Consider the following 12,130-nt stretch of genomic DNA (forward strand, 5'->3'; position numbering starts at 1 on the left):
GTTGGGCCTGCCGCGCATCCTGCGCTCGACGAGCGCGGGATTCTTCGCGCTGGTGTTCCTGCTCCAGCTCGTGTCCGGCACCGCGCTGCTGCTCTACGTCCGCCACATCATCGCGGACGAGCTCGAGCGTACGTCGCGGACGCTGGTGACGTCGCTGCGCGACGACCTGGTCGCCAGTTATGCGCAGGAAGGGGAGATCGGCGTCCGCACGCTGATCGCCGCGCGGCTAGCTGGCTCGCACGCCCGCGACGCCGCGGTGCTGCTCGACGATCCCGTCGGCAACCACCTGGCCGGCAACATCGCCGAGTGGCCGCCGCCGCTGTCCTTCTCGGCGGGCTGGCGCGTGCTCACCCTCTACCGGGTAGGGCGCGATCGGCCCGAGCCGATGGGCGTCGTCGCCGCCACGTTGCCCGGTGGCCAGCACCTGCTCGTCGGCCACGTGATAGAGGGCGATCTGCGTGTCCGCCGGCTGACGGGCGAAGCGATGATCGCGGCACTGCTGCTGGCGGTGCCGCTGGCGCTGTTCGGCGCGGTGGTGGCGACGCGCGTCGTCACCATCCGCGTCGAGCGCGTCGCCGAAACCGCGCGCGCGGTGGGCGCGGGAGATCTGTCGCTGCGCGTGCCCATCGACGCCGACGCCCGCGATGCGTTCACGGAGCTCGGACGCGCGATCAACGCGATGCTCGCCCGAATCGAGGCGCTGGTCGGCGAGCTGCGCGTGGTCACCGACAGCCTGGCGCACGACCTCCGCTCCCCGCTGACGAGGCTGCGCGTCACCATCGAACGGGCGACGCGCGAGACCGAAGACGACGTCGCGCTCGCCGCGCTCGATCGCGTGGCCGGCGACGCGGAAGCGCTGCTCGCGATGCTCGGAACCGCCCTCCAGATCAGCCGCGCCGAGGCGGGGATCGGCCGCGACAGCTTCGTTGTCGTCGATCTCGGCCGGATGGCGGAGGATCTCGCCGAGATGTACGGCGCGCTCGCCGAGGAACATGGCATGACGCTCGTGGCGGAAGGCGCGATCGCGGCAAGGGTCCAGCGCGAGCTGCTCGGCCAAGCGCTCGCCAACCTCGTCGACAACGCGATCAAATATGGCCGAGCGGGGGGCTTCATTCGGATCTCGGCAGGCGTCACGGGCGACCGGATCCTACTGTCGGTCGACGATAATGGGCCCGGCATTCCTGAACATCGCCGCGCCGAGGCGCTGCGCCGCTTCGGGCGGCTCGATCCGGCGCGGGGCGCCGACGGCGCCGGGCTCGGCTTGGCGCTCGCCGCGGCGGTGGCGAGGCTGCATGGCGGCGAGCTCAGGCTGGGGGACAATCGTCCCGGCCTGTCGGTGACGATCGAATTGCCCGCCTAGCGGTCGCGCTCCTGGCGCTTAGCCTCGGCCCAAAGCGCCTCCTTGGCGTCGAGCGGGAGCGCGGCGAAGCCGTCCCCGGCGGCAAACTCCATGGTAGCGAAGCGACGTTCGAACTTGGCATTGGCGGCGCGCAGGGCGGCTTCGGGATCGATGCCGAGATGGCGTCCCCAGTTGACCAGCGCGAACAGCAGGTCGCCGAACTCTTCGTAGCGCTCGGCATCGTTGCCGGCGGCAGTCAGCTCGGCCAGTTCCTCGTCGATCTTGGCGCGTGGACCGTCCGCGTCCGGCCAATCGAAACCGACCCGTGCCGCGCGGCGCTGAAGCTTCGCGGCGCGCAACAATGCGGGGAGCCCCAGAGCCACGCCGGCGAGCGCACCGGCCGTCGACCGCGACGCACGCTCGTCCGCCTTGATCGTCTCCCAGTCGCCCACATCGGCGTCGCCGAAGACGTGCGGATGGCGCCGGACCATCTTGTCGGAGATACCGTCGACGACGTCCGATAGCGTGAACGCATCGGCTTCCTCGGCGATGCGGGCGTGGAAGACGATCTGGAGCTGGAGGTCTCCGAGCTCGTCGGCGATCTCGCGCGGATCGTCGCGCGCGATCGCGTCCGCGACTTCATAGGCCTCCTCGATCGTATAGGGCGCGATCGTCGCGAACGTCTGCGCGCGATCCCACGCGCAGCCGTCGACCGGATCACGCAGCCGCGCCATGATCTCGGCCAGTCGAGTCAACGCCGCGCCGGCGTCTGCGGAACGGCTCACCACCATCAGGTGATGGACCCTGTCCGAGTGTTCGGTCGGATCGGATAATAGGTATTATGTAAACAGCGAACTGGCATCAGCTATAGCTGCCCCTCCACGCGGCGAACACGAACGCCATCCCGAAGAGGATCGCCCAGATCAGCGCGTAGCGGCCGAGCGGCTGGTCGGCGCGGCGTCGCACGTAGAGGGCGCGGCCCACCAGGATCAGCGCGCCGATAACCGAGATCATTGCGATAGCGGCTTGCTGGCTCATGAGAAATCGAGCTCCATGCCATCATAGCCTGGAACCACATGATCCGGAAGTTCGGCGCGAAGCGATCGATAGTCCATGGAATTGTCCATGTGGACGAGCACGCTGAGCGACGGCTTCAGCCGGCCGACCCAACCGAGAACCTGATCGAGGCTCGGGTGCGACGGGTGCGGACGCTTCCGCAAGGCGTCCACGATCCACACGTCGACGCCTTTGTAGAGCCTGGCCATGTCGTCGGTCAGCGCATTGAGATCCGTGGCATAGGCCGCCTTGTGACCATCATGATCGAAGCGCAGGCCGGCCGACATGATCGCCCCGTGCGGCTGATCCGTCGAACGAATCCGAATGTCCCCGATCATGATGTCGTCGAGCAGTTCGTGGCCGCGCACGGTCGGCGGATACCCATCCTTGCCCTCGAAGGCGTAGTAGAAGCGCTCGCGAAGCGAGCTGAGCGTCGATGGTCTGGCGTAGCCCTCCACCGCCGCCCGATTGAGGATCACGATCTGGCGCAGATCGTCGATGCCATGGCTGTGATCGGCATGGTCGTGCGTCCAGATCACCGCGTCGAAGCGGCTGGCCTGTGCATCGAGGAGCTGGTCGCGCAGGTCCGGCGATGTATCGACCAGGATGCGCGTGCGGTCAGTCTCGACGATGATCGAGGCGCGACGTCGGCGGTTCTTCGGCTCCTTGGGATCGCAGGAGCCCCAATCATTGCCGATGCGCGGCACCCCGGACGAAGTGCCGCTGCCCAGGATGCGGATCCTCACGGCCGCGCCTTGGCGAAGAGGCGGAAGAAGTTGGCGGCCGTCTTCTCCGCCAGCGCCTCCGCGCTTACGCCGCGCAGCCCGGCCAGGAAACGCGCGGTGTCGGCGACGAAAGCCGGCTCGCAGGGCCGGCCGCGATGCGGCACCGGTGCCAGGAAGGGTGCGTCCGTCTCTATCAACAGCCGTTCCTCGGGTACGGTCCTGGCAATGGCCTGCAAATCCTTGGCGTTCCTGAACGTGAGGATGCCAGACAGGGAGATCGAGAGCCCGAGCGTCAGCACCTTTTCCGCGAAGCTCGCACTGGCTGTGAAGCAGTGGATCAGCGCCGGATAAGCACCCTTCTCCATTCCTTCCGCCAGGATCGCGTACGTGTCGTCCTCGGCTTCGCGGGTATGAACGATCAGCGGCAAGCCGGTCTCGCGCGCGGCGTCGATATGGGCGCGAAAGCTCAGCCGCTGCCGCTCGCGGTCGCTATGATCGTAGTGATAGTCGAGGCCGCTCTCGCCGATCCCGACGACCCGCGAGTGGCCGGCGGCGCTGACAAGTTTCGCGGTGTCGACGTGCGGATGCTCGTCAGCTTCGTGCGGATGGATGCCGATCGACGCCCACACGTCCGGTTCGCGTGTCGCCGTCGCGACGATCGTCGGCCACTCGCGCTCGCGTGTCGCGATGTTGAGCATCGTCGTCACGCCGGAAGCGCGCGCCGCCGCCAGCACCTCGCCCTGGCGTTCCGAAAGGCCCGGGTAATCGAGATGGCAGTGGCTATCGACAAGCATGGCGCGCGCAATAGGCCAAGAGCTACTCCGCCGCCACCTCGAGCCGCGGGAAGACGCCAGTCGGCTGAGGCAGCACAGTGCCGGGCGCGAGCGGAGTCGCGAGCGCGGCGAAATCGCGAGCGTCCGCCCCCTGCCCGAGCTGGTCGAGCAGCGCGTCGGCCGAGGCGGGGACTGCCCACCGAACGAGGATGGCGAGTTGCCGTACGGCCTCGGCGGTCCAGTAGAGGACCGCATCCGCCGTCGCCGGATCGGATTTTCGCAGCGCCCACGGCGCCATTTCCGCGAAATAGCCATTGGCCTCGCGAACGAGGCCCCAGATCGCCTCCAAAGCTTCGTGTAGCCTCAAATCATCGAGATGATGTTGCAGCAACCCCTCGATATCCCAACCAAAGTGTGGCTTGCGAACCTCCGCGATCGGCTCCGGCACCACGCCGCCGCACTGCTTGGCGATCATCGAGAGGCAGCGTTGCGCGAGGTTGCCGAGGCCGTTGGCGAGGTCCGCGTTGACGCGGGTGACGATCGCCTCGTCCGAATAGCCGCCATCCTGTCCGAAGCTCACCTCGCGCAGCAGGAAGTAGCGCAGCCCATCGACGCCATAGCGCTCCGCCAGCGCATGAGGATCGGCGACGTTGCCCGAGGACTTCGACATCTTCTCGCCGCGATGCAGGACGAAACCATGCCCGAACACGGCTTTCGGCAGCGGCAATCCCGCCGACATGAGGAAAGCCGGCCAGTAGACGGCGTGGAAGCGCACGATGTCCTTGCCGATGACGTGGAGGCTGGCCGGCCACCACTTCGCGGCCATCGGCTCGTCATAAGGCCACCCCGCGCCGGTCAGGTAGTTGGTAAGCGCGTCGACCCAGACGTACATGACGTGCTCCGGCGCCCCCGGCACGGGCACGCCCCAGTCGAAACTCGTGCGGCTGATCGAGAGATCGGCGAGCCCGCTGCGCACGAAGCTCGCCACTTCGTTGCGGCGCGCCTCGGGGCGAACGAAACCGGGATGCGCCTCGTAATGGGCGAGCAGTCGATCCTGATAGGCGGAGAGGCGGAAGAACCAGCTCTCCTCCACCGTCCACTCGACGGGCGTACCCTGCGGCGAGAGGCGCCCGCCCTCCCCGTCGAGGAGTTCGTCTTCGGCGTAGAAGGCTTCGTCACGGACCGAATACCAGCCTTCGTAGCGGCCGAGATAGACGTCGCCGCGAGCCTCCATGCGCCGCCACAACTCGGCCGACGCCGCGTAGTGATCGGCGTCCGTGGTGCGGATGAAACGATCGTAGGAGATATTCAAGGCATCCGCCATCACTTTGAATGCGCCCGACATCTCATCCGCCAGCGCGCGCGGCTCCAGGCCCCGCGCACGTGCCGTCTGCGCCATCTTCAGGCCGTGCTCGTCGGTGCCGGTGAGGAACCGGACGTCGCGTCCGGCCAGCCTATGCCAGCGCGCGATCGCGTCGGCGGCGATCGCCTCGTAGGCGTGGCCGACATGCGGGCGGCCGTTGGGATAGCTGATCGCCGTAGTGACGTAGAAGGGTCTGGTCATCGGGGGCGTGGCGCGTCCTGCGGGGCGAGCGACGCGAGCAGCCCGGCAAGCTCGAACACCGTCGCCTGGGGATCGAGCGAGAGGCGCACCGCACTCCCGGCCAGGGTGCGCGCCTTCTCCCATGCCGCGATGGCGTCGGCAAGCGCGCCGCCGCTGCGCATCCGCGCCTCCGCCGCGATGCGGCCGGGTACGCGTTCAAGGAACAGTTCGTAGCGGGGCTGCGCCGCCTTGAGCGCCAACGTACGCCCCAGCGAGCACCGCTCGTGATTATCGGCATCGCCGCGCGCGACCAGCTTGTCCATCGCGCGATCCAATCCGGCGACGTCCAGTCCGGCGAAACCGAGCGCGCGGCCGGGGGAGCCCTCTCCGGCGGCGACCAGTGCCGCGATCTCGCGATCCTCGGCCTGTGGCATCGCGCGTCCGAGCGCCGCTGTCATGTCCTCGTCGCCAAGAGATTGGAAGCGCAGCATACGGCAGCGCGAGCGGATCGTCGGCAGCAGGCGGCCCGGCGCATGGCTGACGAGCAGGAAGACCGCGTCGCTCGGCGGCTCCTCAAGCAGTTTGAGCAGCGCGTTGGCGCCCGAGCGCTCGAGATCGTCGGCGGCGTCCACGATCACCACGCGGCGCCTGGAGAAGGTGGGCGCCGTGGCGAACAGCCGCGACAGGCCACGCACCTGGTCGACGCTGATCGATCGGGCATGATCCTTGGTCTTCTCGCGGAACAGCCGTTCGAGCAGCATCGTGTCGGGGTGGCTGCCGGCGGCGAATAGCCGCGCGATGCGATGATCGTCGGGAACGTCGAGGCCCGGTGCGTCCGGCGTCGGTCCCGCCGCCTCAGCGAGCAGGCGCAGCGCGGCGGCGCGCGCGAAGCGGCCCTTGCCGACCCCGCGCGGGCCCGCGAGCAGCCAGGCATGGTGTAGCCGGCCGGTACGATGCGCGTCGAGGAAGGCCGCGATGGCGCCGTCTTGCCCGAGGAGGCTCATGGCTCGATCGCCGAGAGCAGCCTCGCGGTAACGGCCTCCACGGTGCCGGACGCATCGACGAGGCGGACGCGGGCCGGATCGGCCTGCGCGATGGCGTGGAAGGCGCCGGCAACGGCGGCGTGGTAGGCGGGATCGCGCGCGCCGAAGCGATCGCCACCGTCGCGGTCGCGGGCGCCCGCACGCGCCAGCGCTTCCTCCTCGGGCAGCGCCAGGAGCAGCGTGCAATCGGGCAGCAGCCCGCCCGATCCGACATCGTGCAGCGCCATCAACGCCTCGTGCGGGATCGCATCAGGACCGCCTTGGTAGGCAAACGAACTGTCGAGGAAACGATCGCACACCACCCACGCACCCCCCTCCAGTGCGGGGCGGATCGTACGGGCGACATGGTCCGCGCGGGCGGCCGCGAACAGCAGCGCCTCGGCGCCCGCCGTCCAGCGCTCGCGCTCGCCTTCCAGCAGCAAGGCGCGGATCGCCTCGGCACCCGGGCTGCCGCCAGGTTCGCGCGTCTCGACGACGTCGTGTCCTCGCGCGCGCAGCGCGGCCGCGAGCGCGCGCGCCTGCGTCGACTTGCCGACGCCCTCCCCGCCCTCCAGCGTGATGAAGCGCCCTTGCGCCACCTGCGCGCTCAGGCGAGCCCGACGAGCGCCTTCAGCGACGCCCATATGCGGCCGAAGAAGCCGGCTTCGCCGACATCCGCCTCGGCGACCAGCGGCATCACCTGCGGCGTCGTGTCGCCGGACGCGACGACAAGGTCGGCGACGTGCTGACCCGCCTTAATCGGCGCCTGGATCGGGCCGTCATAGACGATCTTCATCGGCGGCGCGTCCCCCGGCCGGTTCGCGCCGAGCACTCCGCCCATGCCCAGCGGTACCGTCGCGCCGAGATCGCGCGGCGCGATCAGCCCGACCGTAGAGGCCGCGCCGCCCTGCACCTGCGCGTCGCCGACATGCTTGCCGCGTGCGAACAGCGGCTTCAGCCGCCATGCCGAGAAGCCCCAGTTCATCAGCGCCACCGATTGCTGCACGCGCTCGTCCCAGCTGTGCATGCCGGCGAGCACCATCACGAGGCGCCGGCCATTCTGCTCGGCCGAGCCGGTAAAACCGTAGCCGGCCTCGTCGGTGTGCCCGGTCTTGAGGCCGTCGGCGCCGGGCACGCGGCCGAGGATCGGATCGCGGTTCGCCTGCTGGATGTCCGCTCCGCCCATCGTCTTGCCCCAGGTGAAGTTGGGCTTGGAATAGTAGGTCTTGTAGAGATCGGGGAAGTCGCGGATCGTCGCCTCGGCCAGCGTCGCGAGATCGCGCGCGGTGACGTGCGTCACGCCGCCGTCGGGCCACCCGTTGGAGGTGCCGAAGTTCGATCCCGTCATGCCAAGCTTCGTGCGTTGCTGGTTCATCAGGTTGACGAAGGCGGGTTCGGTGCCGGCGATGCCCTCGGCCAGCACGACGCAGGCGTCGTTGCCCGACAACGTGATGATGCCGGCGAGGAGATCGCCCACCGACACCTGCTCGTTCGGCGAGAGGAACATTGTCGATCCGGCGGCGGGGCCGTGCCACTTGGCCCAGGTCTCCGGGCGAACGGTGAGCTTCTGGTCGAGCTTGAGTTCGCCGCGCTTCACGAGATCGAAGGCGACGTAGACCGTCATCATCTTCGCCATGGAAGCGGGCGGCATGCGGTAATCTGGCTGCTTCGACAGCAGGATCGCGCCCGAGTTCATGTCCTGCAGGAAGGCGACCGGTGCCGGCGTGTCGAACGGCGGTGCCGCGGCGGGCGCCGCCACCGCGAGCAGGACCGTGGACGCGGCGACGAGGCGGGCGTGCTTCATGGGAGCGTGGTTCCGTTGGCGATGAGTCCGGGCGCGTCGAGCGCCACCGCACCCTGATAGCCGCGAGAGGCGAGCCGCGCCAGCGCATCGGCGCGCGCGACGGCGTCAACATAGGGGCCGGTCAGCACGCGGTAGCCGCCGCCCGAAGGCTCAACGCGTCCCCCCTCGCCCGCCAGCACGGAGGCGAGTGCGTCGGCGGCATCCGGATCCGCAGGTGTCGCGACGACAATCCAGTAGCCGGACGTTGCGATCACATCTTGAGGACGCGACGGAGGCACGGCGAGCGGCGGCGTCGCCACGGGCGCGCGCGGCAGCGGCCGGGGCGACGCGGGAACCGGGCCGACACCCGGCGGCGACGCGGTCGCTCTGACGGACGCCAGCATGATCGGATAGCCGCGCCGCAGCGCCTTGGCCTGGCCCGACGTCGGCGTGACGCGGCGCACGCGGACCAGCGCGCGGCCCGCGCGATCGATGTCCAGCTCGTGCGCCGCTTCGCGCGAGAGATCGAGGATGCGGTCGCGCGCGAAGGGACCGCGATCGTTGACGCGGACGATCATCCGCTGGCCGGTATCGAGCCGCGTCACCTCGACGTAGGAGGGCAACGGCAGCGTCGGATGAGCCGCCGAGACGCGGCGCCTGTCGAAGCGCTCGCCGTTGGCGGTTGGCCGGCCCTGCTCGCGCGTGCCGTACCAGCTCGCCTCGCCGATCGTGTCGTAGCGGGAGTCGTCATAGGGTACGTAGGTGCGCCCACCGACAGCGTAAGGACGGCCGAGGCGAACGGGCGCGTCCGCCACCAGCCGATGCACCCCGCCCCCGCAGCCGGCCAGCAGCAGGAAGAGTGCGAGCCCCCCGCTTCTCGTCGGTCCCGTTCGGGCCGAGCCTGTCGAAGCCTTGCCCTTCTTCGCGAGGCAGGTCTGCCCTTCGACAGGCTCAGGCCGAGCGGGCGAGAAGCGGCCGCCGTTATCCGGCCACCGCATCCGAGAGCAGCCCGACCGACAGCGCATAAAAGTTGGAGCAGTTGTAATCGAGAATCGCGCGATAGTTGCCGAAGGTGAGATAGGCCTGCGCGCCCAGGCCGTCGGGCTCGATCAGCGTCGCCATCGCGTCGTCCGACACGCCGCGGCCGCCCGCCTGGACGATGCCCAGCCCGCGCCACTCGCGCATCGTCAGCCAGCGGCTCTGGCGCGCGTGGACGCGGGGGCAACGCGGGCTGTTGAGGTGGGTGGCGACGGCGGCGCGGTCGAGCGAGGCGGGCACCACCACCGGTAACGCCCACGGCTCTCCCGCCTTCCACCCGGCGTTGACGAGGTAATTGCCGATCGAGGCGAGCGCGTCCGCCGGGCTGTTCCATATGTCGGCGCGGCCGTCGCCGTCACCGTCGCGCGCGACGCGGAGGTAGACCGAGGGCAGGAACTGCGGATAGCCCGTCGCGCCCGCCCAGCTCCCCTTGAGCTGGTAGCGGGGGATGCCTTTGTCGATCAGCTTGAGCGTGGCGATCAGCTCGGGCTCGAAGAGCTGCCGCCGTCGGCCTTCGTAAGCAAGAGTGGCGAGGCTGCGCGCGAGATCGAAGTCGCCGGTATAACCGCCATAGCTGGTCTCCTGTCCCCAGATCGCGACCATCACTCCTTCCGGCACGCCGGTTTCGCGCTCGAAGCGCGAAAGGTGGCCGCGCTGCTGCGCGTAGGCGGCACGGCCGCGTGCGATCAGGTCGGGCGTGACGTGCTTGGCGTAATAGGGTTGGAAAGGCTGTATGCGGCCTGGCGCGGCCATCGGCGAGCCGCCGGGCTGCGCCTGGTCCAGCTCGACGACGCGCGGGTTCGGTGTCAGCGTCGGCAACACCTGATCGAGCGTGCGTCCGCTGACGCCGGCGGCGAGCGCGCGGGATCGGAAGCCGACGAGATAGCTCTGGAAGCCAGAGTCAGTGCTATCCTGCGCGCTCGAAGGCGATAGCCCGCCAAGCGCGAGCGCGGCGCCGATACCCAGCCATTTCATCGAGCGCGCCACGCCGCCACCTCCCCTTGTCGCTATGCTCTCGCACGTCGGCGGCGCGGCGTCAGCCCGTCTCGTCGCGGTGCTTGCACGGGGGAGCGCTCCGCCCCTAGAGCAGGACGCACCGGGCAGGTGGCCGAGTGGTTTAAGGCAGCGGTCTTGAAAACCGCCGTGGGTTCGCGCTCACCGTGGGTTCGAATCCCACCCTGCCCGCCATCAGTCTACGATGAGGCGAGGAGATGGCGCTTGGAAACGAAGCCGGTCGGGCTGGACCGCCGCGAGGCGGAGCGCTTCGCGGTCGATCTGCCGGCGACGCTGCGCGGCTATCGTCAATCACCGGTGGACGCGCGGGTGGACGACGTGTCGACCGGCGGCGCGCTGATCGCGGCCGACGCGCCCGATATCCTGCGCGGTGACGAGATCCTGCTCGATCTCGACTGGTGCGAGTTCGTGGTGACGGTGGCGTGGACGACCGAGGGGCATCTCGGCGTCATCTTCCACCGGCCGCTGCATGCCGTCGAACTGAACGGGCTGCGCGAGCAGGGGCGCAGGCGATCCTGAAGCCCCCGCGCGTGCCGCTACTTGCGACCGAGGCTCAGCCCGCCGAAGCGCTTGTTGAAGCGCGCCACCTGGCCGCCCGCGTCGAGCAGCGAGCCGCGTCCGCCCGTCCACGCCGGATGCGACAGCGGATCAATGTCGAGCAGCAGCGTGTCGCCTTCCGAACCCCAGGTCGAGCGGGTCTCGTAGACGGTGCCGTCGGTCATCTGCACCTTGATCATGTGGTAGTCGGGATGCGCGTTCTTCTTCACGGGCAGGCTCCTCGGCGGCGCTGGTTACCGACCAGCACCGTTCGCGGGCCCCGATAAGCCAAGCACCGTGACGGCGCAACCGCTCGGCGTGGTGCTGGCGGGTGGGCTCTCGCGCCGCTTCGGCAGCGACAAGGCGCTCGCCCTGGTCGGTGGGCGTCCGATGCTCGACCACGTGATCGCGCGCCTGCGGCCGCAATGCGCCGACCTTGTGGTGGCGGGGCGGCAGTGGCCGGGAGCGTCGTGCATCGACGATCTTCCCCATCCTGGTCTCGGGCCGCTGGGCGGGCTCGCGGCGGCGCTGGCATACGCGCGTGGGCTTGGACACGAGTTGGTGCTGACCTGCGGTTGCGACCTGCCCGAGCTGCCCGGCGGGCTCGTGGCGCTGCTCTCGCCGGCGGACGCGGTGCTTACCCATCAGCCGACCATCGGGCTCTGGCGCGCCGATCGCTCCGACATGCTGCTCGCCTGGATCGAGGCGAGCCGCCGCCACTCGATCTTCGCCTGGGCGGAGGAGGTTGGCGCTCGACAGGTGGCAGGGCCGGCGATCGTCAATGTCAATCGACCGGAGGATCTGGAGGCGATCAGGCCGCCGGCGGATCCGCGATCATCGCGGTGAAGTTCGCCTCCGTCGCCACCGTCTCGCCGAGCAGCGCCCTGCCCGCGAACTTGCAGATGCGGCCGCGCATCTGCACCACGTCCACCGCCAGCGTCAGCAGCACGCCGGGCTCCACCGGCTTGCGGAAGCGCGCGTCCTCGATCGCCATGAAGTAGACCAGTCGGCCGGACCCCGCGAGGCCGAGGCTCTCGATCGCCAGGACGCCCGCCGCCTGCGCCAGCGCCTCGACGATCAGCACGCCGGGCATGATCGGGCGGCCGGGGAAGTGCCCCTGGAAGAAGGGCTCGTTGAAGCTCACTGCCTTCGTCGCGCGGATCGACCGGTGAGGGACGATCTGCTCCACCCGGTCGACCAACAGCATCGGGTAGCGGTGCGGCAACGCGGCCAGCACGCGCGTGATGTCGAGCGGGCCGGACGCGGTCTCCGCGCCCGGCGAGCCTTCGCTCATCGCGTC

15 protein-coding genes and 1 tRNA gene are annotated in these 12,130 nt (G+C 69.5%); 4 read left to right on the forward strand and 12 right to left on the reverse strand.

Features of this window, described 5'->3' with window-relative positions; translation table 11 throughout:
- The first annotated feature begins 1 nt into the window (after position 1).
- Positions 2-1,360 (forward strand): sensor histidine kinase, encoded by a 1,359-nt coding sequence (locus ACOFKX_RS01565; RefSeq protein WP_419825347.1) that lies wholly within the window; start codon positions 2-4, stop codon positions 1,358-1,360.
- On the opposite strand, the gene mazG is transcribed toward ACOFKX_RS01565, so the two are convergent.
- The 10 genes from mazG to ACOFKX_RS01615 form a co-directional block, all read right to left on the reverse strand.
- Positions 1,357-2,124: a nucleoside triphosphate pyrophosphohydrolase gene (mazG, locus tag ACOFKX_RS01570; protein WP_419825348.1), complete on the reverse strand. Its 768-nt coding sequence runs from the start codon at positions 2,122-2,124 to the stop codon at positions 1,357-1,359. The two genes, ACOFKX_RS01565 and mazG, sit on opposite strands and share 4 nt — an antisense overlap.
- Before the next feature lie 76 nt (positions 2,125-2,200).
- Entirely contained in the window at positions 2,201-2,377 is a 177-nt protein-coding gene (locus ACOFKX_RS01575; RefSeq protein ID WP_419825349.1) for a hypothetical protein, read from the reverse strand.
- A complete protein-coding gene (locus ACOFKX_RS01580; protein WP_419825350.1) occupies positions 2,374-3,141 on the reverse strand; it encodes an MBL fold metallo-hydrolase in 768 nt (255 codons plus the stop codon). Before ACOFKX_RS01580 ends, ACOFKX_RS01575 begins: the two co-directional genes overlap by 4 nt.
- Entirely contained in the window at positions 3,138-3,914 is a 777-nt protein-coding gene (locus tag ACOFKX_RS01585) for a TatD family hydrolase (RefSeq protein ID WP_419825351.1), read from the reverse strand. The genes ACOFKX_RS01580 and ACOFKX_RS01585 overlap by 4 nt, the downstream gene beginning before the upstream one ends.
- A 22-nt stretch (positions 3,915-3,936) precedes the next feature.
- Positions 3,937-5,457 (reverse strand): methionine--tRNA ligase, encoded by a 1,521-nt coding sequence (metG, locus tag ACOFKX_RS01590; protein WP_419825352.1) that lies wholly within the window; start codon positions 5,455-5,457, stop codon positions 3,937-3,939.
- A complete protein-coding gene (locus ACOFKX_RS01595) occupies positions 5,454-6,440 on the reverse strand; it encodes a DNA polymerase III subunit delta' (protein WP_419825353.1) in 987 nt (328 codons plus the stop codon). The genes metG and ACOFKX_RS01595 overlap by 4 nt, the downstream gene beginning before the upstream one ends.
- Positions 6,437-7,057, reverse strand: a complete 621-nt coding sequence (gene tmk / locus ACOFKX_RS01600; RefSeq protein WP_419825354.1) for a dTMP kinase — start codon at positions 7,055-7,057, stop codon at positions 6,437-6,439. The genes ACOFKX_RS01595 and tmk overlap by 4 nt, the downstream gene beginning before the upstream one ends.
- A gap of 8 nt (positions 7,058-7,065) precedes the next feature.
- The gene (locus tag ACOFKX_RS01605) at positions 7,066-8,262 is read right to left on the reverse strand and encodes a D-alanyl-D-alanine carboxypeptidase family protein (protein WP_419825355.1); all 1,197 of its coding nucleotides are present in this window, start codon (positions 8,260-8,262) and stop codon (positions 7,066-7,068) included.
- Positions 8,259-9,056, reverse strand: a complete 798-nt coding sequence (locus tag ACOFKX_RS01610) for a septal ring lytic transglycosylase RlpA family protein (protein ID WP_419825356.1) — start codon at positions 9,054-9,056, stop codon at positions 8,259-8,261. The genes ACOFKX_RS01605 and ACOFKX_RS01610 overlap by 4 nt, the downstream gene beginning before the upstream one ends.
- A gap of 166 nt (positions 9,057-9,222) precedes the next feature.
- On the reverse strand, positions 9,223-10,254 hold the full coding sequence (locus ACOFKX_RS01615) for a lytic murein transglycosylase (protein WP_419827312.1): 1,032 nt from the start codon (positions 10,252-10,254) through the stop codon (positions 9,223-9,225).
- 123 nt (positions 10,255-10,377) lie between these two features.
- Between ACOFKX_RS01615 and ACOFKX_RS01620 the strand changes: the two genes are divergently transcribed.
- Positions 10,378-10,467, forward strand: a tRNA-Ser gene (locus ACOFKX_RS01620).
- Between the two features lie 30 nt (positions 10,468-10,497).
- A complete protein-coding gene (locus tag ACOFKX_RS01625) occupies positions 10,498-10,812 on the forward strand; it encodes a PilZ domain-containing protein (RefSeq protein WP_419825357.1) in 315 nt (104 codons plus the stop codon).
- Between the two features lie 17 nt (positions 10,813-10,829).
- Here ACOFKX_RS01625 and rpmE read toward each other — a convergent pair whose 3' ends face one another.
- A complete protein-coding gene (rpmE, locus tag ACOFKX_RS01630) occupies positions 10,830-11,060 on the reverse strand; it encodes a 50S ribosomal protein L31 (protein ID WP_419825358.1) in 231 nt (76 codons plus the stop codon).
- Between the two features lie 67 nt (positions 11,061-11,127).
- On the opposite strand from rpmE, the gene mobA reads away from it, so the two are divergent.
- Entirely contained in the window at positions 11,128-11,676 is a 549-nt protein-coding gene (gene mobA, locus ACOFKX_RS01635) for a molybdenum cofactor guanylyltransferase (RefSeq protein ID WP_419825359.1), read from the forward strand.
- Here the strand turns inward: mobA and fabZ are convergent.
- Complete coding sequence (gene fabZ, locus ACOFKX_RS01640; RefSeq protein ID WP_419825360.1) at positions 11,642-12,124, reverse strand: 3-hydroxyacyl-ACP dehydratase FabZ; 483 nt, start codon at positions 12,122-12,124, stop codon at positions 11,642-11,644. The genes mobA and fabZ overlap by 35 nt on opposite strands.
- Positions 12,125-12,130 lie beyond the last annotated feature (6 nt).

It is taken from the genome of Sphingomonas sp., from assembly GCF_965200105.1.
Classification (GTDB): domain Bacteria; phylum Pseudomonadota; class Alphaproteobacteria; order Sphingomonadales; family Sphingomonadaceae; genus Solisphingomonas.